Origin of the sequence: Bradyrhizobium altum, assembly GCF_020889705.1 — a bacterium.
Classification (GTDB): domain Bacteria; phylum Pseudomonadota; class Alphaproteobacteria; order Rhizobiales; family Xanthobacteraceae; genus Bradyrhizobium; species Bradyrhizobium altum.
Genome location: NZ_JACMYP010000098.1, coordinates 1 through 22549, shown reverse-complemented (window position 1 = coordinate 22549; position 22549 = coordinate 1). Strand labels below are relative to the sequence as shown.

General features: G+C 58.7%; 16 protein-coding genes, 1 tRNA gene and 2 pseudogenes. 4 read left to right on the top strand and 15 right to left on the bottom strand.

The window, feature by feature from the left end; all coding sequences use genetic code 11:
- The first annotated feature begins 37 nt into the window (after positions 1-37).
- Positions 38-355 carry a hypothetical protein gene (locus H8B02_RS23035; protein WP_229168401.1) on the top strand — a complete coding sequence of 106 codons (318 nt, stop codon included), beginning with the start codon at positions 38-40 and terminating at the stop codon, positions 353-355.
- Positions 356-515: 160 nt separating this feature from the next.
- Here H8B02_RS23035 and H8B02_RS23030 read toward each other — a convergent pair whose 3' ends face one another.
- Positions 516-1208: a hypothetical protein gene (locus H8B02_RS23030; protein WP_229168400.1), complete on the bottom strand. Its 693-nt coding sequence runs from the start codon at positions 1206-1208 to the stop codon at positions 516-518.
- Positions 1209-1277: 69 nt separating this feature from the next.
- Positions 1278-1781 (bottom strand): Panacea domain-containing protein, encoded by a 504-nt coding sequence (locus H8B02_RS23025; protein WP_229168399.1) that lies wholly within the window; start codon positions 1779-1781, stop codon positions 1278-1280.
- Between the two features lie 525 nt (positions 1782-2306).
- On the opposite strand from H8B02_RS23025, the gene H8B02_RS23020 reads away from it, so the two are divergent.
- Positions 2307-3305 (top strand): AAA family ATPase, encoded by a 999-nt coding sequence (locus tag H8B02_RS23020; RefSeq protein WP_229168398.1) that lies wholly within the window; start codon positions 2307-2309, stop codon positions 3303-3305.
- 56 nt (positions 3306-3361) lie between these two features.
- A complete protein-coding gene (locus H8B02_RS23015) occupies positions 3362-5911 on the top strand; it encodes a S8 family peptidase (protein ID WP_229168397.1) in 2550 nt (849 codons plus the stop codon).
- A gap of 378 nt (positions 5912-6289) precedes the next feature.
- Here the strand turns inward: H8B02_RS23015 and H8B02_RS48600 are convergent, their stop codons facing one another.
- The 4 genes and pseudogenes from H8B02_RS48600 to H8B02_RS22995 all read right to left on the bottom strand — a co-directional run bounded on the left by H8B02_RS48600 (position 6290) and on the right by H8B02_RS22995 (position 10338).
- Positions 6290-6661 carry a carbonic anhydrase gene (locus tag H8B02_RS48600; protein ID WP_229168409.1) on the bottom strand — a complete coding sequence of 124 codons (372 nt, stop codon included), beginning with the start codon at positions 6659-6661 and terminating at the stop codon, positions 6290-6292.
- A 56-nt stretch (positions 6662-6717) separates the two neighbouring features.
- Positions 6718-6987 (bottom strand): annotated as a pseudogene (locus H8B02_RS48595) (carbonic anhydrase); the annotation flags it as partial.
- Positions 6988-7209: 222 nt separating this feature from the next.
- Positions 7210-8418, bottom strand: coding sequence for a DegT/DnrJ/EryC1/StrS family aminotransferase (locus tag H8B02_RS23000; protein WP_229168396.1), 1209 nt, complete (start codon positions 8416-8418; stop codon positions 7210-7212).
- Positions 8419-8562: 144 nt separating this feature from the next.
- Positions 8563-10338, bottom strand: a complete 1776-nt coding sequence (locus H8B02_RS22995; RefSeq protein ID WP_229168395.1) for a hypothetical protein — start codon at positions 10336-10338, stop codon at positions 8563-8565.
- Between the two features lie 628 nt (positions 10339-10966).
- On the opposite strand from H8B02_RS22995, the gene H8B02_RS22990 reads away from it, so the two are divergent.
- Positions 10967-11170 (top strand): helix-turn-helix domain-containing protein, encoded by a 204-nt coding sequence (locus H8B02_RS22990; RefSeq protein WP_229168394.1) that lies wholly within the window; start codon positions 10967-10969, stop codon positions 11168-11170.
- 503 nt (positions 11171-11673) lie between these two features.
- Here the strand turns inward: H8B02_RS22990 and H8B02_RS22985 are convergent.
- The 9 genes and pseudogenes from H8B02_RS22985 to H8B02_RS22945 all read right to left on the bottom strand — a co-directional run bounded on the left by H8B02_RS22985 (position 11674) and on the right by H8B02_RS22945 (position 22312).
- Complete coding sequence (locus tag H8B02_RS22985) at positions 11674-12864, bottom strand: GIY-YIG nuclease family protein (protein ID WP_229168393.1); 1191 nt, start codon at positions 12862-12864, stop codon at positions 11674-11676.
- Complete coding sequence (locus H8B02_RS22980) at positions 12854-14926, bottom strand: DEAD/DEAH box helicase (protein ID WP_229168392.1); 2073 nt, start codon at positions 14924-14926, stop codon at positions 12854-12856. The genes H8B02_RS22985 and H8B02_RS22980 overlap by 11 nt, the downstream gene beginning before the upstream one ends.
- Positions 14923-17704, bottom strand: a pseudogene (locus H8B02_RS22975) (class I SAM-dependent DNA methyltransferase). Before H8B02_RS22975 ends, H8B02_RS22980 begins: the two are co-directional and overlap by 4 nt.
- Before the next feature lie 412 nt (positions 17705-18116).
- Positions 18117-18683 (bottom strand): hypothetical protein, encoded by a 567-nt coding sequence (locus H8B02_RS22970; RefSeq protein ID WP_229168391.1) that lies wholly within the window; start codon positions 18681-18683, stop codon positions 18117-18119.
- Entirely contained in the window at positions 18601-19470 is an 870-nt protein-coding gene (locus H8B02_RS22965; RefSeq protein WP_229168390.1) for a hypothetical protein, read from the bottom strand. The genes H8B02_RS22970 and H8B02_RS22965 overlap by 83 nt, the downstream gene beginning before the upstream one ends.
- 275 nt (positions 19471-19745) lie before the next feature.
- Complete coding sequence (locus H8B02_RS22960) at positions 19746-19913, bottom strand: helix-turn-helix domain-containing protein (RefSeq protein ID WP_229168389.1); 168 nt, start codon at positions 19911-19913, stop codon at positions 19746-19748.
- Between the two features lie 147 nt (positions 19914-20060).
- The gene (locus tag H8B02_RS22955; protein WP_229168388.1) at positions 20061-20570 is read right to left on the bottom strand and encodes a hypothetical protein; all 510 of its coding nucleotides are present in this window, start codon (positions 20568-20570) and stop codon (positions 20061-20063) included.
- A gap of 230 nt (positions 20571-20800) precedes the next feature.
- Positions 20801-22048, bottom strand: a complete 1248-nt coding sequence (locus tag H8B02_RS22950) for a tyrosine-type recombinase/integrase (RefSeq protein ID WP_229168387.1) — start codon at positions 22046-22048, stop codon at positions 20801-20803.
- A 188-nt stretch (positions 22049-22236) separates the two neighbouring features.
- Positions 22237-22312: transfer RNA gene (locus H8B02_RS22945), tRNA-Thr, on the bottom strand.
- Between the last annotated feature and the right edge of the window lie 237 nt (positions 22313-22549).

Sequence of the window (22549 nt, the reverse complement as noted above, 5' to 3'; positions counted from 1 at the left end):
ATCACAGGATTGCAATCTAAGGTAGCTCTCGCGTCGCGTGTTTCAGATCGGCTCCGGCATCTACCTCGCCGCGTTCATCGTCACCCATCTGAATTCGGCACTGGTCTCCGCGCGGGCCGTGCACCACATCGATACCAACTGGGCCTGGGCGTCGGGTGCACCTGTTGGCCTGATCCACGATGCCGGGAGCATCCGCCCGGTGCCGCACTACGCGCTCGGCGTGTTCTTCGTCCTCGCCCATCTCGCATCGGGTTTGCGCGGCGTCCTGATCGCGCACGGCGTGACCACCACGATCGCCAACCGGATCTGGGCAACCGGGCTCGTGGCCGGCGGCTGGTCGCGATCGCGATCATGAGCGGATTGTGCGGGGCGCGAATCTAGAGTGCCGAAACTCGACCGCCGATCGGATCGAGGCGGGAGATGAAGCGTGCAGCAAGAGGGATTCGCCCCCCGACCCCGTCAAAGAACAGAGCCCGGCAGTAGTGCCGGGCTCATTCGTTCTGAACTCCGAACAGCTAGCGCTTCCGAAAGAGATCGATGATGCTCCCGTCCGGCAAAGCGCGGGCGACACCGGCAAGTTCGAGCGCCTTCACGAATTCCCGAACGGCCGCATCGAACTCGTCCAGCGAAATAGCCGACTCGACCGGCATTTCGTGAACATTCAGCGACCGCCCCTCACCCAAGTCATGTTCGCTAAGATCAATGATAAGCGGCGTCGGGTCGTTCGGATCATCGATGCAATGCAGCTCATAAACGCCGCGAGCAAGAAACCGAAGATGGTCCGGAAACAACCGCTGGCGTTTGCGAGCATTTATGAGCACCGCATAAGCCCGACCATCAACGAACCAAATTCCCTTGATACTCGGCTTGAACAAAAACCCGAGCACAGAGATCGGCTTTGTTGGGAGTGAGTACCACGTGCCGCGACCGCCAAAATGCTTACGCAGAAGTCGAACTGCATCGCGGATGGATTCGTTCTTCCAGTCTTCGTCGTAGAAGCCGAATTCCTTCTCAATAAAGGCATCGTTGGCGTGACCGCCAACAATTGCAGCCATTCTCGGCCATATCGCTGCGTACGACATGAACCCGCCGCCGCCCAAACGGTCGGACACATTCTGCGACGTCAGAACGGCGTCCATTCCGACGACGGACGGATAGGCGAACTTCGGAAAATCTAGCAACTCGAAAGTTTTTCCACGACTTGCCATGGGACGAATCTCCTTCGTCCGCAATAGTGGATCATTGGCACGATTCCGTCGAGTCGAACGGTTTCCCACTTAATGTCGAGATGAGGACTTGACCTCCCCAGCGAAGTGACGCCGAATCAGATCATTCGGGATACGCGGACTCGCTGTGCGGTCCGCAAGGTGCGCTCGATACACCAAGTCCCACGGACCACCGGGCTCGTGCGATAGAGCGACTAACTGCCCGGTTGAAAACCCACAGTACTGCGCAAAGACCGCATCGATCAGTTCGCGGTCTTCTGGGCGAATGTCGTCGAATGGGATCGAGCGATGTTGGCCCGTGGCATAGTCCAAGAAGGTCGCTGGCTCAGTAATCCATCGGTCACCGTGCTTTTTGAACGCATCGAAAACCGGCCGCACAACCGGACCGTATTGCCACGCTTCGAAGTGGTTTCGGATTAGACCGTCCTGGCGTGTAGCGAGCGACGCGGCATGCATGAAGAAGAGCAGCTTGTTCAAACGGAGATTGCTCAGTTGGAATCGCTGCGCATCGTAGCGCGCGAGAACGAAGTTGCAGACTTTTCGAGCTTCGTACATCGCGGTCAAATATCCGAATCAGCAGGGTGAGACTATCCGCGTTCGTCGCCGTCTGGCGTTGTCTTCGTAATGCCCACAATCCACAGCAGCCGAATCGGCCCCACGTGTTCCTATTTTGTTCCTATCATATCCAAGGTCAACTTGAAGCATGACGTCGGCCCGATTACCCCGGCCGTTACGTTGACGCGCTTTCGAGATCGACGATCCGAGAGCTAATTGTTGGTGCGCAAGAGGGCATCGCACTATGTGCGCATCACATTGAATATACTTACTGTTCTCTGCGCGCTTTTCGAAATGGACCACGAAAAGCACCACAGACTTGTCGGCTTGCGTCTCTTTCGCGCCGAAGTAGAACGAAAGTCTCGGCTGGCAGTTATGCGCGAGTGCTGGGCGGAATCAGTCGGCTAGGCTAAGAAGTCAAAGAAGAGGCCAATGGCTAGCCTAAGCCCGCATTAACTGGGTTTCTGAACCGGGTATTAAGTGCGTTCAGGCCTATATTAACCCCCAACAAGAAAGGAGGGGAGCATGTCGACAAAGCACCTATTCGCTCTCCTCAACTCTCATATCGAGGGCGACGTAGAGCAGTTTCTTTCCATCGCCCTTCAGGTCGCGGCGCAAGAGGCCCGGCAAGGTCACGCCGAGGAAGCCGAGAAGCTCAAACGTTTGGTCCAGAAAGCCCGCAACCAGCAACGGAGCGGTCGTCCGGCCAGCGGCCAAACGCCAATCCCGCTCGCGCGCCCGCGCGGCGAGCTGCAGGGTCTCGTCGAGAGCACCTACCCCAAGGTCACGCTCGCTAGCATGGTCCTTTCGGAGAACGTGCGGGAGCGTCTAAGCCGCATTGTACGCCAGCAGCAGGAACGAACGAGACTGCGCGACCATGGACAGGCCCCGACCACCCACATGCTGCTGGTCGGCCCGCCAGGCACCGGCAAGACTATGACAGCGTCCGCGCTGGCAGGTGAACTGCACCTGCCCTTATTCACTGTCCGGCTCGAAGCACTGTTCAGTCGCTACTTCGGCGAAACGGCTGCGAAGTTGCGCCTGCTGTTTGATCAGATCGCGCAAATGCGGGGCGTATACCTACTCGATGAGTTCGACGCGATCGGCTCGCATCGAGGCGATCCGAACGACGTGGGCGAGATCCGCCGCGTGCTCAACTCGGTGCTCGCCTTCATGGAGGAGCCCAACTCGACCGACAGTCTGGTGCTCGCCGCCACTAACCACGTGGGGATCCTCGACGAGGCGCTAGCGCGGCGGTTCGACGAGGTAATTGAGTATAGCTATCCGGATGGGCAAGCGGCGCGCGCGATCCTCGAGCGGCGACTTGGAAACTTCAAACTCAGCGGCTCGTGGTCGTCCGTCGAGTCCGCGCTCGACGGGTTAAGTCAGGGCGAGCTCGTCCGTGCGGCCGATGCGGTTGTTAAGGACGCAATTCTCGAAGGCGGCTCGAAGGTGTTGCCGAACGCTCTCGGGCGCGCGCTTCAGAACCGTCAGACCCTGAAGGGCAAATTCCGCCGGCGGTAGCGACACCCATCGCCTGCCGGAGGGATGGAACATTTATGCTCAAGGGTTAGGGTCAAATGGCGGGGCCTGAAGATTACGGGACGCGAGATCGTCCGCACATCTCAATCGATGCATTTCGGGAAGCGACGCAGTACGAATATCCGGCGCGCGCCCAGCAGCGAAAGCCACTGCGCGAGAACTATGCTGCGCACGCCGACACCCTGCTCGATCAGCTAACGGATGCACTGGGCGCGCTGCCCGCGCCGGCCGCTGATGCGCGCTTGCGAATCGAAGGGTTGAAGCCGGGCACAGTGGTCGAGGTTTCGACGCGCCCGCCCGACGAAGGGTCACGCATCAAGGCGGCGAAGGTGCCAACGACGCTGGATTTTCCCGTGCAAGAGATCGTGGTCCTAAGAACCGAGCGAAGAGACGATCGCACAGAGAGTGCGCTGTTGTTCGTACCCGACGATGCCCGCACTTTCCTCCAGGGCCGCATCAGGGACTACGGGCGCGATCCAGGCAACGCGCGACGTCCTGACATTGATCGCTTCGAGGTCGTCGAAACGATCGCGGCCGCCCCCGTCGGATCGCTCTTCGTCGGTGACGTCGACTTCAACGTACCGGACGTCGTCTGGTGGGAACTTTGGGTCCAGCGCGGGCCGGGCCGAGCTGAACGAGTCGCTGATCTCGCACGCGCTGCTAACCTCGACGTCCATGCCGATCGCCTCCTCTTCCCCGACACGACCGTCGTTTTCGTCCACGCTGCCGCGCCTGCGCTCGCCGACTTCGCGGCGCGAGTGGCCGGGGCAATCAATGAAATCCGACGTGCGCTCGGCACCATCGAGCCCTTCTTGGACCGCGGCAAGGGCGGGCTGGGGCAGCACGATTGGGTAGCCGAGCTCGCCGAACGCGTGGTGCCGACGCCAGATGACGCGTCCGTGGTCTGCACGCTCGATACCGGAGTTGCGGCCGGGCACCCCCTCATCGCGGCCGGCCTGAAAGGCGCATGGGCCTACGATGCGGCTTGGGGAACGGACGATCACGCGCCTGACGGGGGCCACGGAACGGGCGTCGCCGGTCTTATTCTCTACGGCGACCTTGAGCCGCACATGAACGGAGCGGAGCCATTGGAGCTCACCCACGGCGTGGAATCCATGAAGCTGCTCCCGCCGCAGGGCTTCCCGCCGACTAAGCCACCAAGCTACGGAGTGGTCACCCAAGGTGCCGTTGCGCAGGTCGAAATCGAACGACCAAACGTGACACGCTCATTCTGTCTTGCCAACTCCGCAATCGACTTTCCGCCGAACCGGCCATCGAGTTGGAGCGGGGCACTCGATCAAGTCGCCGCAGGCTCAATGCCCGGCGACCCGGCCGATGGTGTGCCTGCGTCTGGAGCACCAAAGCGGCTCGTTTTGGTCGCGACGGGCAACGTTTCAGGCGGGATGATGGTCGACGTGGTCCCGTTGCAACCGCTTGAGGATCCTGCGCAGAGTTGGAACGCGCTGACGATCGGCGGCTTCACGCGCAAGGAGCAAGCACCGGCCCCACCGCCAGCTCTCGAGCCGGTCGTACCCGCCAACCACCGCAGCCCTTTCAGCCGCGGGTCTCAGTCACTGCCCGACGATCTGACGCCGATCAAGCCGGAGGTGCTGTTCGAGGCCGGAAACATGCTATCCGACGATACCGGCTTCTGCGGATGGCATCGGGCAGTCTCGCTGCTTGCGACCGGATCAGACGTTATCACCGAGCCTCTGGTGCCCTTCTGGGCGACGAGCGCGGCAGCCGGGTTGGCAGGCAACTTTGCTGGTCGGCTTCAGGCAGCCCTATCTGAACGATGGCCGGAGACGCATCGGGCCCTTGCCGTAGATAGCGCGACTTGGCCGGAGCCAATTCGAAAGAAGCTTATTGGCAGCGGGGCGCACTGGAAGACAACAATCTCGAAGGCCGATCGGCAGAAACTCCTTCGCGAGGTGGGCTACGGCGTGCCGGATCTCGAGCGCGCGATCTTATCTGCCAGCAACGACGTAACGTTAGTCGCGGAAGCGGAAATCCAACCCTTCGCCTTCGGCAAGGATGGACGCACCGGCGTATTCAACGAAATGCATTTCTATGATCTGCCCTGGCCGCGGGCGGCGCTGGAGCAGCTCGAGAATGAGATCGTCACCATGAAGGTGACGCTCTCCTACTTCATCGAGCCAAACCTGACGGGCCGCGCCGCCACGCGACCCGAAACGTATCGATCTTTCGGCCTACGTTTCGCGATCAAGAAGCGGACCGAGACCGACGCAGCATTCCGGGCGCGCATCAACGCTGCGCAAGATAAGGATGGGACCACTGCTGACAAGGAAGCCGACTGCTGGTTGCTTGGTCCAAAAGCCGTGCAAGCCGGGTCGCTCCATTGCGATCTGTGGCGCGGTCACGCGGTCGACTTAGCTGGCCATGATGCAGTCGCGGTTTATCCGGTTGGCGGTTGGTGGAAATCGCACGTAGGACAGCAACGGGTGACCGACAGGGGACGCTATACCCTCGTTATATCAATCGCCGCGCCGGAGCACGCCGTTGATCTATATGCGGAGATTGAGACTGCTGTTCGAGTGGCTACCGAGGTCGAAATTCCCGCGGCCTAAAGCCGGCTTCCATCTTCTAAGCAAGGCTCACGACCATTTCGCCACCACGTGTTCCCTAGTCCTCATCGGAAACCCGAGACAGCCTGCGCTGTAGACTGTGTGCAGGCAAACAGTTGCGCCGAGATCTTGTCTCAAAGCGCATCACCATACAGTGAAACGCGCCCGCCGATAGGACCAAGGTCCAACAATCCGGCTGGACCATGCCAAGCCGTTTGCAGCCCGGACTGGGAAGGGAACCGCCCCTGTCATTCCGTCGTCGTTCACGAGAGCTTCAATGCGCCCTGGTTGCACGATGGCATCGCCGAGATCCACGAACGCCGCCAGATCCCGAGGTGCGTCCGTCGGCGTCGCGGGAACGGCGGCCCAGATCGCGCGGCTCTACAGAAGATAGACGCCGTAAGCCGCTTCGATCCCGGTGTAGGCGTTGGTCCTCAGTTCTTCCTGGATTGAGTAAGCTGCCAGCGCGGCGTCGGCAATCGACGTCTCGATGAGGGCTTTTCGATATCTGGGGCGGTGCACGACAGTTGGCCCGAACGTGGCGATCAGCTTCCTCTCGGACGTCTGCACCACGACAAGCACACCGTCGAGAATGCTGCGGAGCGGACGCTTGGTCGCGAGCGGCAGGTATTCACGCGGATGGAGGAATACATCGACAGCGGGCGTGAGCGCGCCGCATCCGCTGTGACCGAGCACGACGATGAGTTTGAGGCTGCCGCCAAGATTCTCGAGCGTATTTGTACTTCCAAGCACCTCAATCCGAGGCCCTTGCCCGCGACGCGGACCTCGAAGAGATCATTGGGCCCTTCATTGAAAATGAATTCACCGGGCACCCGGGCGTCGGAGCAGCCGAGCACCGCTGCAAACGGTCTTTGTTTCGGTACGGCGCTGTCAGCGAGCAGGTCACGCAGATCGACCGGGATGATCTGCTGGACCACGCTCTCGTCCTGGTCAATGAGTGTGGCGAAGCTGCTATTGCCCCGTTCCAGACGGAGCAAGGCCGCATGACTGTCCGACAGAGGGGGCCTGATCGCGGCATCGTCACTGCTATAGCGATACGTGATACCGAAGGTCTTCATGGTAGCCGCGCTGTGCTGGCAAATTCGGGCAAGCAAATGCGACTCGGACAGCAAACAGAGACCTGCAATCCTATTGGACGCTCCAATGGGAAGCCCGCCGTTGATCCAGATCAAGGCTGCTGCAAGGCGGCGATGGCGGAGATGACTCTGTCTAGGACGCCGCCGAGGTGATGGCGTTGTTGCGGCGGGCGATCAAAGGGAGATGAATGGGTCACGCGATGGCTAGGCGGTCTTGCGATAAAATCGGGCAATTTCAGTGGTGATGTATGTTACCTGTTCACGTAGCAACGTGGGAAATACAGGCAAACAAAGCCCATGTTCATAACCGTAAGTTGAATTCGGATAGTCAGCATCCCGCAATGACGGAGACGAAGCCTTATCCGCGAAGTACGACGCGAAACAAGGCTGCTTGTGCATTGGATAAAAGAAACCACGCGACTGCACTTGGCAAGCGTCTAAGTGGGCCATCAAAGCGCGCGCACGACTGGCGATTAATACACACCTAAATGGAACATGCGTTCCGTCGGGCGCGGGACCGAGTAACCGAACCTCATCAATGTCCTTCAAATCTGTCTGGTACCAAGCGTGGATTGCGCGTTTGCGGCGGATGATTTCGTCAAGCTTGCTCAGTTGGACGAGCCCAATCGCTGCTTGCATGTCCGTAATGCGGAAATTGTACCCAATCGCTGGATGCTCAAAAGTTCCTGCGTTAAATCTGCCCTGGTTTCGAAAATAGCGTAGCCGGTCGTACGTCGGTTCGTCTTTGCAGACAACGAAGCCACCTTCGCCAGTTGTTATAGTTTTGTCTGCAAAAAAAGAGAAACATCCCACATCGCCAATGCCACCTACATGTCGTTCGCGGTGGACGACACCGATGCCTTGAGCTGCGTCTTCAACGATACGGATATTGTGATGCCGGGCAAACGCGACGATGGACGTCATATCGCACGCAGCTCCGTACAGGTGTACAGGCATGATCGCGCGCGTAGAGCCGCTTACGAGGCTCTCAGCGTGAGTTAAGTCAATCTGAAACGTCTTCGGCTCCACGTCGACGAAAATAGGAGTTGCCCCAAGGAGGATCACTGCATTTGCAGATCCGATAAATGTAATGTCAGGAACCAACACTTCATCACCAGGACCGATACCAATCGCCATCATCGCTAGTGATAACGCCAATGTTCCGTTTGGCGCGAACACTCCGAAGGGCACTCCAATCAGAGTTCGTAAGCGTTCGGAGAATTGGGTGCAATTTGGTCCTTCTGTTATCCAGTTAGAAGTGATTGCGCTAGCCGCCGCCGCAGCTTCGGCCTGCCCCAACCAAGGGCAAACCTGAGGAATAGGGGTGAGAGCCGGCATCACAAAACAACAACCTTGGAGCAATCGATCGCGCAAATGTTCATGTTGGTCATCTCCCACATCATTGCTAAACACGCTGGAATTTGTCAGTTCAACCGGACAGACCGCCTTCGGCCATTCCCTCTCAAGAAGTTCATCCAGCCGATATCGCGACACCGCTACTGATAGAGAATTCTAAGTTTATGCTGAACGAAGCTGATCAGAACTACACCAGCGAATTCAATTTGCGGCCACTGCGTGAAATTCGGGTCGAGCTTGGCTCACATGCCAATAGTGTTCAAAAACCGCTGTCTTTCCTAACCTTTTTGTATAGCTAGGGTCTTTATGACGAGCTAAATCGCCTTGGGGGCCGACGAATACCACCGCGTCCTCTCTCAAGCTGACTAAAAATGCTACGCCGTAAGGTGTCTCATTATCGCGGCTCATTGGGATCGGGTAAATAAAAGTCGTAAGTGCCGGTTCTACTTTGGAGTTTCCAATCGTTTGAAAAATTCCTTCCCGGTCCGAAACCAATGTATGCAAAGCATCCGTTGGGTCTAAGAGATTGTTAGTTGCCGCGATTAAGCCAGCGGCTCCGCCAGACACTCCTTTGGTCCAATTCAAAACGGCGCCAAGGTAACGAGGCGGATTAGCCAAAGTGACTTTGCCGTAACCCGCAAACGACAGCGCCAGTCCGCCAGTGTTAGCCACCCACTTCCGCTGGACTATCGCAGTTTCGATGTTCCCGGTCCTTTCGATTAACTGACCTGTCGGAGAGCGACCGATTGAGCGATTATCCGCTCGATCGAAATCGTCATAAAACGACTGATAGCGCCGACTCGCGATCTCGGCATCGAGGATACGTCCTTTGAAAAGTGTGATCTGACCTATAGTCGAATTCCAGTGGCCGTTCGCGCCGCTTCCCAGCTTCGCTATCGTTAGTCCTTTTGGTGCGACACACGCGGCAAAGATCGGTCGCTTGCCGTTTAGCGATGCGCTGATGCCCTCGGTAGCGATAACCAGACAGACCGAAAACCGCATGAGCGGAGGAATAACACCCAGACGAATCTCGGTGGGCGTACCTTCAGAAACAACTCTTGCGTAAAGAATTCTCTCGCGCATTTGGATCTGAATACTGTTGTCGTCATTTCCGTACTCGTTCCACAATGTAGCGTTCGCCACAGCTCTCGGAGCATCCGCAGTGATAATTAGGGAGCGTTCCGATAGCGAGAGATAACCGATCGATGTGGAAAGCGAAACCTCATTGGTTGAACGTGAAACGGCACAGAATGTGGATCGCCACGGCCGCTTCTCCAACTGGGGAAAGTTCAGATCGAGCGTGATATCAAATTTGGCTGCAGTTGAGACCTTTATCGCGAGAGTAGCATAGCCGTTTGACCTCGCTACTGCTTGAACCTGCGCCCACCAATCTCTGTCGGTTTGTAGTTGTTGAACCCTTGCAATTGCCGAAACGGGATTATTTGGAATAGCCTCGCCGCCTTCTTCTACAATGAGCAACGAAAGGCCCATTAAAATTGAGGGGTCTCCGTTCACCAGGCGAACCGAAATTGAACCGGTCAGAGTTTCACCTTGCCTAACCGGGAAGTGCTGGCTGGATCCAAGTGCTACGTAGAAATCTCCGCCATCAGCACCCCGTAGGCGTATTGAGCCTCGGCCATCGGCGTGTTTATTAAATTTTACGGTGCAGTTTACAGGAAAAAGGTCCGACGGCATCCGCCAGCCCGCTGGGTAATCTCCTGAGCGTGCATAATCGGCATCCTCCACGCCGTTTATTGAAGCGTCTTCAATTATGATGCCGGCGGGGTCCCCGAACACTTCATGCGAGAAGTAGCGCAATTGACCGTTCAACGAACGCGCATGCTCGGTTGCAGCGTTTCGATCGAATAGGTTCAGGTCTAACAACAGTGCGACATCGTTCGCCGCCAATGTGGGTGAGGACTGCACTGTTGCAATCGCGATGGGTGCGGCCGCTAAAAAGGATCTACGAGAGAGCATGGGGGTTACTTCCAAGAAAATCGCAAGTCTGAACTCTAAGCAAAGGCGCTGTGCTCATGCATCAGCACCTCATGATTGCACGGAGTCGGCGGAGTTTGGTGATTTTTCTGGTTTGGCCGGATTTCGATCAAAGATTGTTACTGATGGGGCGAACGTCATTAGACTCGCCGGTAGGTGATAAATCGGCAGCCGCCTGGGGCAAGTTAATCACCGAATCTTCTTCTAGTTGAACTTCCTCCATCGCAGCTGCACACTCGATCTCACGGAGTGCCTCAAGTCTGTCGGGAAAAAGCGTGTAAGTCTGAGCGGTACCGTTCGCGCTCCGGCTCGCCGAGCGCCCGCTCCAATGTTGGAGTTCGCCTTGATAGAGGTTGGTTCGGCTGACTGGACAGAACCGCCAGAACCAATCGGAACCATCGAGCGGTGCTTCGTTGTGCGATCGCAATCGACGCTACCCGTCACATCTGCGGCGCTTGCATCGCTTGTGATCAAAATAAATGGCGCCAAACAAGCCAATAGGGCGCTCCATCTTCCTTAAATACATGCTGTCCCACAAATCGGAATCGCCGAACTGATATTAGCATTATTGTCCGTGGTTTAGCAGTCACCACAGTGTTGGCGTTCGCGGATGAACGCGAATGCCCTGGTTGCTTGGAATTTTCGCCGGCTACGGTCGGTTGCGGACTATCCCCAAGAGGCTCTGGCCGTAGATGCAGAGATTGATCGAACCTACGTAAGCCGCTTGGAGAGAGGGCTTGAGAATCCGTCCGTCGCGGTATTGGAGAGGCTCGCGCGAGCCCAAACATACCGGATCTTTTTCTCGTTCCGCTGAAGGGGAGCTGCATCCCAAACCTTTGCGAGGTGGAAGACGGCCTGCAAGCGTTGAGCGGCCCCGTGTGCCAGAAGTAGCACATGCAGTCGACTGGCACACTATTCGCGCTGCTCTCCGGTAGCAAAGGGCCACGATGCCGGCGAAATTACGCAGAACCGTCCTAGATCGCGATCTGGGTGTGCCACAGCACGTGACACTCTGTCACGAGACTCGGCTGGCACAGTGCGCGCCGGCTCGGACGGCTGAAAGATCGCTGAACCGGAAATAAGCTCTCGGAACCGGACTGCCAGACCATGCCCCGCCATCACACGACGTCGTCTGCTGAAGACGATGGCGAGCACAGCATGCAGCAAGCTACAAGCTGTGCTCTGTGCTCAGCTTCGGGCTCAGCCTTAAGCATGCTTGAGGCAAAGAAATCGGGCCGGCAGTTGGTCAACCAATGCAGCGGCAAAATCTATTAGTGGGTCAGTTTGGAACGGCCTCTACGCAGATGCACCCACCCCCTAGGTCTTATCTGCCCGCACTAATGCTGCTGTCTTCGGATCGTACAGGTAATCGGTGATGGTGCCGTCTCGGATCCGATCGACGGCTTCGTTGACAACGAACAGCGGCACGAGAAACCATTCGCGGGGGCTCACTGGCTGTCCGAAGCGATCCTTAATCTCGATGTCCAAGCGCGCCGAATCGAAAACACGGTGGATCAGGTTCTCAAGGCGCGTGCGGTTGACGTTGAACAGCTCGTAGGTAGCGATCACCTCAACGTCGGCCATGAGAAACGTCGGGTCTTGCTTTGCAAAGGCGATGCGGCGCGCAATGTCGCCGCCCGTGACCCCGATCTTGTGCAGTACATCGCGGTGGGCCGCGACGGTCGGATGGTCAGACTTGCTACGAAGCACATAGATCGTGCCGCTGGCCAAGTCGCCGTCTTCGCTCTCACCGGAAAACAGCGGCCCTGCCGTGGGATCGGTGATGCGCCGGCCCGCCTCATCGCGGTGCAGGGCACGTTGCAACGAGCGCAATAGGACATCGCTCTCGGTGCCGTTGTCGTAGATCACGCGCAACCGGCTATCGCGACGGTCGTACTCGGTCACAAATTCCTTGCCGACTCCCGCGACATAGGCGATCTGGCCACCCACGATGAAAAATTCGCCCTGCTTGATTTCGGCCATCGTCTGGAACCGCCGTGTCTGACGTATGCCGGCGTCGAGGTCTTTCTTCACCTGAACGAACAGCGGCTTGAAGTTATCGAAGTCCTCGCAAGGCGTGCGGTTGGCGATTTCCTCGGCCGCACGCTTGTCGGCGGCGGCGCGGACATGGCGAAGCTCCGTAATGTCGGACGCGCCGCCGATGCCTTCTAGTTCGGCAAGCAATTCATCCTCATCTATCGATTCGACCGGCTCGATGGCAGGCGTCACCACGCTCGCCAAGAGACCCTGCTTGTCGAGCGGGGCGAGAAGCGAACGGCATTCTTCCAACCCGCGCAGCCGATCGAGGCGCACGGCATAAAGCCGCTCGAATATGTCGTTGCTCTCGCCATGCGCTGGCGCGCGGCCTTGCGTTTCGACGAAACGCTGAATTTCCTCGAAGCCCGCGATGATGCGCTCTTCGCGTGCGCTACGGCCGCCTTTCTTTTCCTGCGGGGCGAAGTCGGCGAGGTCAGCCGCCAGTTCGTCAAGATCGAGGTCATCCGTCATAGCGGCCCTCCTTCTTGAAGCGCATGAACGCGACCGCCCCCTCTGCCATCCGTCTTTCCCAAGGGTCCTGGGCGTCGATCGAGGGCAGCCGGCCGCGCTCCTTCTTGAACCGCGACGCGCGGACGGCCAGCTCTTTGGCATCCTCCGGCGTCAGGCTGGTGCGCTTCGCGGCGATGGCCGCGGCGACCTGTTTCAGGCTGTCCTCGCTCATGCTCTTGGCGAGAATGGCATAGGCTTCGCCGAACGGATTGATCCGGTCGATGAGGTCGATATCGAGTTCGCGAACGTCCATCGCGAATTTTCGCACCCCGTCGATCAGCGCAGTGTTGGCGCTCGGCTCGTCATCGCCGCCGGCCCCGTCTCCGCCAAGCGCAGTCTGCTTGGCTTTCTGCGTGATGTTGAGAGCGGCGATGGCGTGTTGACGAACGGCCTCCTGATCTTCCTCGTCGAGTTCGGGATACTTATCCTTAATGATCTTCCCCATACGCACCTGGGTCAGCTCCTCGGGGATCAGTTCCTCGTCGAATAGCCCGCGCTCGATGGTGGCTTTGTCCTGAACGAAGGCGGCGATGACTTCATTCAGATCCTCGGTGCAGATGCGCGCGGCTTCCTTGCTCTTGGGTTCGGCAAGGCCCTTGATCTCGATGTGGAACTGCCCGGTCTGTTCATTGAAGCCCACATTACCCTTGCTCGGGTCGTAGCCGCCCTCGCCATAATCGAAGCCTTCGACCGGGCCGCTCTGCGGATTCTTCGGCGTGAAGTTGAAGCGTGGTGCGAGCACCTGTTCCATCAACAGGCTGGCGGCGATGGCTTTCAGCGTGTCGTTTACAGCCTCGGTGACCGCCTCCTCGGAGGCGTCCGGCTCGGCGATCAGATTGGTGAAACGGGCGCGGGTTTTGCCCGGTGCATCGCGGGTCGCGCGGCCAATGATTTGCACGATCTCGGTGAGGCTGGATCGATAACCAACAGTCAGCGCGTGCTCGCACCAAATCCAATCGAAGCCCTCCTTGGCCATGCCGAGCGCGATGATGATGTCCACATGGTCGCGATTGTTCTTCTGCGAGGGGTCTTTCAGCGCAGCTGAAACTTTGTCGCGCTTCGCAGGGTCGTCGTCGACCAGATCGGCGATGCGCAGGATACGACCATCGGATCGCTTGACCAACTGGAACCCGGTCGCGGGGTCGATGCCTTGCCACTCGCCCAAAGCCTCGATGATGTGTTCCACCTCCCTGATCTTATCTTTCGTGCTCTCACGCGAATTGACGCTTGGGATGTGGATGATGGTTTTCTCGTTGGGGTCCAGGACGCTCAGTATGTCGTCGGCATAGGGACCGGAATAGAAGAAGTAGCCGATGTCGAGTTGCTTGAGATATTCGTAGCCGTTGAGTTGTTCGTAATAGGTGTAGGTGACGGGCTCGAACTTGGCCTCGTCCTGCGGGCCGAGCACTGGCACGGCATCGCCCCGAAAGTATGAGCCGGTCATGGCGACAATATGCACCTTGTCGCGGGCGATGAACGCGCCGAGATGCTGGCCGAGCTTGCTCTCCGGATCGGCGGAAACGTGGTGAAACTCATCCACCGCGATCAGCCGATTGTCGAACTTCTCGACCCCGAACTTGTCCACGGCGAAGCGGAAAGTCGCGTGGGTACAGACCAGAACCTTATCATCGCTGTCGAGGAACGCACCGAGGGAATTAACCTTGCCGCCGTTGTCCGAGCCGGGCGCGTCGCAGAGGTTCCATTTGGGCACAACAATCCAATCAGCCGAAAAGCCGTATTTGGTCAACGGCTCGTCATGGAAGCTCGCGCCGATGGATTTTTCCGGAACGACGATAATGGCCTGCTTGAGACTCTGATTGGCGAGCTTGTCGAGCGCGATGAACATGAGCGCCCGGCTCTTGCCGGAGGCCGGCGGCGACTTGATGAGCAGATATTGTTCGCCGCGTCGTTCATAGGCGCGTTCCTGCATCGGCCGCATACCGAGCGCGTTAGCCTTGGTTGATGACCCGTTCCGAGCATAGGAAACCGAAACGGAAGGAATCGTTTTCTTGTCGTCGGTCACGCGCTTGCCCCCGTCTTTTTCTTCTTCGTCGCCGCCCCCGACGACGCAACCATTTTCGTGTAAAGCTCAAACAGCTTTTCCAGCCGCTCCGTGTCATTGCGGAAGCGGCGACCGATATAAATGCGCTCAAGTACTTCGTCGTTGCGCTCGTGAGCCGCGCGCAAGTTAGCTGGCATGTTCTGCGGGTCGTAAAGGTTGGCGATGGGGTCCGGGAAATGCGCCTCGCGCGCCAGCAGGATGCCCTCCGCGCAGCAAGTCAGGTCCGCCTTGTTCTTCTCGGTGAGTGTGGGAACTGGAAAGGTATTCCAGCCGAGCGTATTGGAGTATGAGTAGTCGGTTCTCATCCGAGCGCAAACCGTGCCGATCCAAACCAGATGAAGCCGGGACGCAATGAGTGCCATATTCCAAAGGGGCGCGTCGTAGAGCGCATAACACTTGTGGCCGACGACGAAATTGCTTCCTACGACATCTACAGGCAGGTATGGCCTGTTTTCTGAGCTGATTGCAGGCATCACTATGGAATGGTGGTCTGCTTCAAATTGCTCACGAAACAAATGAGGCTTGGCCGCCAGCGCCTGAGCGGATTTGTCATGCGTAATTTTCCTTCTGGCATCCGCAACGCGGTCCAGGCGCTGTTGTATGGGGGGAGTCTGTGTCGCCTTAGCCTGCTCTTCGTCGGATATCCAAAGGCATTTTCGAGGAACGCCTGATGTTACTTCTCTCGCTCCGAGAAAGTTTCGAAATAATGGGGCTGAGGCAGGCCACCTTTGGATGATCGGCTCGGCCTCGGCGCGCGTAAGCAACAGGTCGACACCATAATATGTATGGTTGCCAAACTGCATCGCCGCCCGTTTGTCTGGCGGCGCCGGCAACGGTGTTATTTCTACATTTGGTCCCGGTACGAGATAGCCATTTATGTTTGGAACCGATCTGACGGAGGTTTCACCGTTCTCAGATTCCGTAAACAATCGTCGTGCTGGACCGGCATGGTTGGAGATTCCGACAATTACAACGGTAACGCCAGCGTTGTGGCTGGCGAGGTTCGCCCATTGGAATGACGTATGGGCGAAAACGATCTCATGGCCGGTACGAAAGATGGGAGACCAAAGCGTATCGACCTGCCGGCCTTGGCAAATCGAGTTTGTGGACACGAAGGCCGCCACTGTCGGCGTCTTGCTTCCGTAGTCGGCAGATTTCATAAACCAGCCTGCTACGTAGTCTAGCTGCTTCCAGTTCTTGATACGCCCGTCAAATATCGCCTTGAGATCGGATTTCTGCTCATCGGTCTGCCATTGATTTCCCTTGTATGGTGGATTTCCGCAAATGTAGGTTTCCCCGCCCTCGTTTTCGAAGTCGATCTGCGCCTGGTCCAAAGGCGTGCTGAACAAGTCCCCTGCCTGCAATCTCACTCCGGTCCCCGTTGGAGGGCAGATGCCGAGCCAATCGAGCCTCAAGGCATTGCCGCAGGTGATCCAGTTCTGAGCGTCGAGGGGCAGGAAATCTTGTAGGGCTTCCTTCTGTCCTCGATAGAGAACGTCGCATTGGAACTCGGCGGTGATGAGCGCAAGCCGCGCGACCTCGGCCGGAAAGTCACGCAGTTCGATGCCCCGGAAATTGGTAAGCGGAATTTCCGTGCGCAAGTCGGCCTCGCCGCGCCGCGTGTTGATCTCGTGCTCGATGGCGCGCATCTCCTTGTAGGCGATGACAAGAAAGTTGCCGGAGCCGCAGGCCGGGTCGAACACCCTGATTTTCGCCAGACGGTTGCGCAGGTTGAGCAGTTTGCGAGGATTGTCGTCCGCTTCGGCAAGCCTGGCGCGCAGATCGTCGAGAAACAGCGGATTGAGGACTTTCAGGATGTTCGGCACGGACGTGTAGTGCATGCCGAGCGCGCCGCGTTCCTCGTCCTCGGCGACAGCCTGGATCATCGACCCGAAGATATCCGGGTTGATCTTCGTCCAGTCGAGACTGCCGATATGCAGAAGATAGGCGCGGGCGATTTTGCTGAAGCGTGGAGTCTCCACACTGCCGGAGAACAGTTCGCCATTCACATAGGGAAAGGCATCGGCCCATCGGTGAATGCCGGCACTCGCTCGGTCCGACCGCTTGGTGTTCATGGAGCGGAACAATTCGCCGATCACCTGGTGGGTGTCGGACGAGTCCTTGGCGCTCATCCGAGCTATGCTGTCGGTGAACAGACCGATGCCGTTAAAGATGTCGGTGCGCTCAGCGAAGAAGAGAAGATCAGGCGCGCCATGAAGTGGTTCATGTCATGGCGCGCGCCGTGGTGCCCCACTCAGGATTGTCTTTCAGCAGCTCGACATAGAGCCGGTTCATGCGGCTGGTGGCGCGGATGTCGAACGAGCTTTCGCGGACCTGCTTGACGGTGGTGATGCCCGCGAGCGGCAGGAAGAAACCGAAATGATCGGGGAAATCGATATAGGCACAGGCGACGGTTTCGCCAGTGTCAAAATCCTCCGCCTCGAAGTCGGCGCCGTCGGTGGCGAGGATGAAGCGCGCCTTCGCCTTCGCCGTGGCCGGACTCGCTTTCAGCGCGGCCAATGTCTTCGTGACTGCGCCCGGCGCGCAGACAGCGATGTGAATGTGGTTCCGTTGGAGGACGCCGCCCAAGTCGGAGCTATTCGACGCGCCCGCCCGCAGCTTCTTAATCGTCGTTTCCTTATTGCCGAAGGCTTGCAGGAAGGCGAATGGGAACTCACTCCCGTTGAACGGCTGCTCTGCGAGGGCCGAAATGGCTTCTTCAATTTCGACAGCGTTCATGTTGCCCCGCCCGTCCGGATTCCAGAAGGACCGCTGATGTCGATGCGGCCGAACTGTCCCCCTCCATAAAAGCAGACATTATTTTTGTAGCGATTTCCAAGGAAGCATAGGGCTTTCATAGACTTCAACGGCCGTGGTAATTCAAGGAAATTCTAGAAATTTGCTCTTCGACCAGGTGTGCGGCTGTCCACGCCCTAAGTTCCGCGTTTCTCGAATGTTGGCGGAGGAGCCCTGAGGCGTCAAATCGAAGATTGTCCCCGGACCGCGGCCTGGGCTGAGGGCAAAAGCAGAGTTTTCAGTCGCCAAAGTTTGCCCCGAAGCAGATATTGATCGCAGGCAGCGACCATTCCTCGAATGTCGTCGCCCACCTGCTGGCGAGCTCCGGCATAATCAGGACGCCGTGCGCGACGGATCATGCTGCTTCCCCTTTTTCAAGTGAAATCACCCGCGGCTTGACGACGTCAGCGAGGCGTTCGAGCATGCGTTTGCGGTGCTCGTCGCTGTACTCGATCAGCTCCTCCGCATTGAGGAGCTTCTGTAGCTCAAGCATGCGGCCGCGCAGCGGTGTTATCGCGTGCAGCGCCAAGCGTCGCAGCGTCGGCGGCGACGGACGGAAATCGTAGTTGTGCGGCTTGCCGTCGAGCCTGGAGCTTTCGGCCCTGTTCCACCTGCGGATGGCTTCGCGCACCGCCCACGCCGGCAGATCCTCGATCGCGTCGAGATAGTCCTCAGTCGCAGCGTCCGACTCCTCCTTGTCGAGCTTGCGGCCGCCCTTGAGCAGCAGTGCTGCGATCATCGCCGCGATCGCCGCGTTGTTGTTCAGCACGGCGTCGCGGTATTCGACAGGTTGGTCGAGCCGCAGGTAACCGTCGAGCTCAACCATGTACCGCTGCACCTCAGCCCGTTCTGAAGGGTTCAGGATCGATTCTTTCGGTAGGGTCGTCGTTTCCCGATATCGGCCCGCCGTGTCCAGCTGCATTGCGCTGCCGAGCGCGGCGATCCGCTGCCGCAGCCACGCCGGCAAGGACGGCAGCTGAGCCGGATTGCTGGGAAGCGGGATTGGGGAAAACGGAACCAGAGCGTTCATGCTGCACCTTCAAGGAATTGGTGATCCAAGGGATTGGATTGTGTGCGCGGTGATCGCGCGCGCGTTGGATGGCACCGAGGACCGACTGCGCGTCGTCCTTCGTCAATTTCAGCCAGGATCCGATCATGCTGCGCGCCTGCTTCTCGGGGACACCCAAGCTGATCAGGATCGGGACGCCCTCGCCCCAAAGCTCATGCCGAGAATCTGTGTAGATCGGCGCGCGGTCCGACGCCGTAGCGTAAGCTACGGATAGAGTTTCCTTGTCTTCCCTGTCTTCTACTTTGCGTCGCTCCTGCGTTGCTGCCGCGTCGCTTTGTGCGTCGCGCGCTGCGTCGGAAGGAAGCGAAACCCTCTGATATTTATTGTAATTGGAGACAGTTACGACGGTAACGCCTGCGTCGGTTGCTGTGCCGATCATAGAGTCGATTTTTAGACGCTCCAGAAAACGCCGGACGCGCGAGTCGGTCCACCCCCACTTTTCAGCCATGAACCGGAGCGACGCCGCGAGCTGCCCCCGCTTGAGCTCGATCACCGCGGATCCAATGCGCCTGGTCCTCGCCTTGAACGACGCCTCCCCGATCAGCCAGATCCAAGCCTCGCGCTCGGTCAGTGGCTCGTTGGCGAAGGTGGGGTGATCCCAAATGCCGCGATCGATTGCAAAAACGCCTCGCTCGCTCAATGCGATGCCTCCTCTCCGAGGCCGGCAAGAGTCGCGATGACCTCGGCGAGAGCGGGGACGACGCCGAATCGGGCCGCGACAAGTCTGCCAACAGGAGTAATCGGCTGGTCCACAGCCGCCCCCCAAGGAATGAGCGGCGAGCTGGAAATCAATTGCGCTTCTTGGGAGCACTTGGTACTCGTCTGCACTTTTGAGATCCTAAAAGCCCCGGTGCGCACGATCTGATCCGCCAAGATGTGGGATCGTGCAGCCGGGTTTTCGTTTTGGGGGAACGGCTAGGCCGCCGACGCGGTCGGCAGCGAGCGCAGCCAGGCTTCGGCATCGCTCGTGAGGATCAGACTCTTAGCGCCCACCTTGCGGAGCACGAGACGCTCGGACTTGATCTCGCGATAGACGGCAGTCTTGCCGAGACGCGCCCACCGGCAAAACTCAGGGATAGTCATAGCGGCGGGGCGTGGGGACGCGATTTGATCGGGAGTTTGGGGAGATGACATGCAGCACGTTCCTTTCGGACGAAGGGGGCCGAACGCGACTGCGCGCGGCGTGCTGCGGACTTCCGACTTTTCAGACCTAGAATTGAGGGGGTATTTCTAAGTTTTCGGCATCCCGGGCGGTCCATCGCTCAACAGGCGCTCGACCTCTTGACGTCCTCCGTGCTCCAGCAAATCCTTCCGCATGAGATCGAAGGCAACTCGCTGATGTTCATCAGCCCGCATAGCGCGAATCGTATTTCTCCAGTTCTTGATCGTGTCCGCGTTGATCTGTTGGTCACCCCAAGTCGACCAACTGGCCGCAAGCCGGGCAATCCGAGAAGCGGTTTCGTTCACCGGATCACCAAGATCAACCAATGCCTCAAGACAAACTGCGGCTACGGTACTCGCATGCTTCTTGAGCGCCGATCGAGACCGGCGGCCGTCGGCAGCATCGGGTCTAATGATTGGGTTGGCCACACCTTGTTCGAGATCGAGGATCGCCGCCCGGAGCGCCAGCAGCGGCGCTGCGAGAAGCGGAGACTGGCCGGTCACCCACAGAAAGCGCGCGACTGCCTGGCAGGCTGTGGCAATCCCTGCGCGTCCTGCGTCCTCCTTGTTCTCGAACAAATAATTGGCAAAGTTGAGATTATCCCGGAGCTCATCAAAAGCCTCTGGTAGAGCCGTTGTCTTTGACGGTCCCCCACGAGGGCCATCATGATTGTTATGACTACTCCCTACTGACATGCGCCGCACCCCTACAACACTACAAAGAGACCGCGGCTTGTCGGATGGCCGTCCTATCCGCGCGCGTCCAAGGATGATCTATTTCGTTCGCTATGCTGTCTTCCGCTTACGGCTTATGCCGATGCCGCTTTAAACGGCAAGACCCGCCCGCCCTGCCGCAAGGTGTCGAGATAGTCGGCCCACCACTGCATCATCCTCGCGCGCTCGTCCCAATAGTCGCCGCGCGCATAGGCGCGCCGCACCGCGTTTGGTTCGATGTGCGCCAGCGCCGCCTCGATGGCATTGACGCTCCATTGGCCGCTTTCGTTGGCGAGCGTGGAGAAGGTGGACCGGAAACCGTGCGCGGTCGCCTCGTCCTGGGAGAACCCGATCCGCCGCAACGCGCCGTTCATCGTGTTCTCGCTGATCGGCCGTTTCACGCTACGCAAACCCGGAAACACCAGCCCGGCCGCACCATGTCCTGTGATGAGATGTAGCGATTTCAGGATAGCCATGGCTTGCGTCGGGATCGGAATGCGATGGGGCCGGCGCATCTTCGTTCGCTCGGCGGGAATGTCCCACACGGCTCCGTCAAGATCGAACTCTGCCCAGTTCGCGTGCCGTAATTCGCCGGGACGACAGGCGAGTAGCGCCATGAGCTGCAGCGCGGCCTTCGTGGTTGGTTGCCCGGTAAAGCCATCGATGGCCCGCAATAGTCCACCGAACGCCTTCGGGTCCGTTATCGCGGCCCGGTGTTGCGGCTTTGGTGAGGCGACTGCGCCGCGCAGGGCTTGTGTTGGATCGCTTTCGGCGCGTGCGGTGGCGATGGCGTAGCGGAACACCGAACCAATGACCGCGCGCAGTCGCTTGGCGCTTTCCAGCTTGCCCGCGGCCTCCAATGGCCTAAGAACCCGCAGGATCTCACCGGCTGAAATGTCTGCGATCGGCAGCGCCCCCAGATCGGCCTTGGCAAGACCCAACAGCCAATCCAGCTTGCCGGCGGTCGCATCGGCGACCCCTTCGCGCTTCTTCTTGTCGAGCAATTCATCGGCTACCACCGCGAACGTGTTGGCCTGAGCCTCCACGCGTGCAGCCTTCACCTGACGCTTCCGCGTGGCTGGGTCAACGCCGTCTCGCAACAGGCCCGCTGCCTCGTCCCTGCGCTTCCTGGCCGCCTCCAGCGGTACACCGGCCGGATCCTTGCCGTACTGCCCGATTGCCAGCCGCTTCCGCTTGCCACCAAATCGATACGCATAATTCCAGAGCTTTCCGCCCGTCGGCGTTAGCCACAATTGCAGTCCACCGCCGTCAGACAAAATCACCAGCCGCTCGCCCGGCTTGGCGTTCTTGATGGCCTTGTCGGTGAGTTTTCCACCCGCCATATCCCCATCTCCGAAGTGTGGTCTTTTTGAAACCGCCCGATGAGTCGAGCACCACCAAAACAACCACAGAATTCGCGACTGTCAACGAACGGGGAGGAATTGCTGCGAGCGGAAATACAGGAAAGAGCACTGCATTCAGTGCCTTGCGCATGTAAAACGAACGGTGGAGAACCGCGACGGAAATGAGGTGGTGCCGCAAGAGGGACTCGAACCCCCGACCCCGTCATTACGAATGACGTGCTCTACCAACTGAGCTATTGCGGCGAACCGTTCGGCAACTGCCTGACAATGCGTGCCACCTGATATCGGGCATGACCCCGATTGGCAAGATGACGCGGGTATTTAACCGTGCCGCGGCTATCTAACCGCGAATTAGCTTCCCAAACGTGACAGAAATCCGCGCCAACCGCCCGTCTGGGCCTTGGGCGGGCCGATTTGTTCCGCAAACTCATCGACGGGGCCGTCCTCGTCGACCCCGGGGTCGTCGGGGGCCCGGACGAT

What these genes read in the sequence shown, in the direction of transcription:
- H8B02_RS23030 (WP_229168400.1), bottom strand. Translation starts at nt 1,208, where the DNA reads ATGGCAAGTCGTGGAAAAACTTTCGAGTTGCTAGATTTTCCGAAGTTC.
- H8B02_RS23025 (WP_229168399.1), bottom strand. Translation starts at nt 1,781, where the DNA reads ATGTACGAAGCTCGAAAAGTCTGCAACTTCGTTCTCGCGCGCTACGAT.
- H8B02_RS23020 (WP_229168398.1), top strand. Translation starts at nt 2,307, where the DNA reads ATGTCGACAAAGCACCTATTCGCTCTCCTCAACTCTCATATCGAGGGC.
- H8B02_RS23015 (WP_229168397.1), top strand. Translation starts at nt 3,362, where the DNA reads ATGGCGGGGCCTGAAGATTACGGGACGCGAGATCGTCCGCACATCTCA.
- H8B02_RS22995 (WP_229168395.1), bottom strand. Translation starts at nt 10,338, where the DNA reads ATGCTCTCTCGTAGATCCTTTTTAGCGGCCGCACCCATCGCGATTGCA.
- H8B02_RS22990 (WP_229168394.1), top strand. Translation starts at nt 10,967, where the DNA reads ATGAACGCGAATGCCCTGGTTGCTTGGAATTTTCGCCGGCTACGGTCG.
- H8B02_RS22985 (WP_229168393.1), bottom strand. Translation starts at nt 12,864, where the DNA reads ATGACGGATGACCTCGATCTTGACGAACTGGCGGCTGACCTCGCCGAC.
- H8B02_RS22970 (WP_229168391.1), bottom strand. Translation starts at nt 18,683, where the DNA reads ATGCAGCTGGACACGGCGGGCCGATATCGGGAAACGACGACCCTACCG.
- H8B02_RS22960 (WP_229168389.1), bottom strand. Translation starts at nt 19,913, where the DNA reads ATGACTATCCCTGAGTTTTGCCGGTGGGCGCGTCTCGGCAAGACTGCC.
- H8B02_RS22950 (WP_229168387.1), bottom strand. Translation starts at nt 22,048, where the DNA reads ATGGCGGGTGGAAAACTCACCGACAAGGCCATCAAGAACGCCAAGCCG.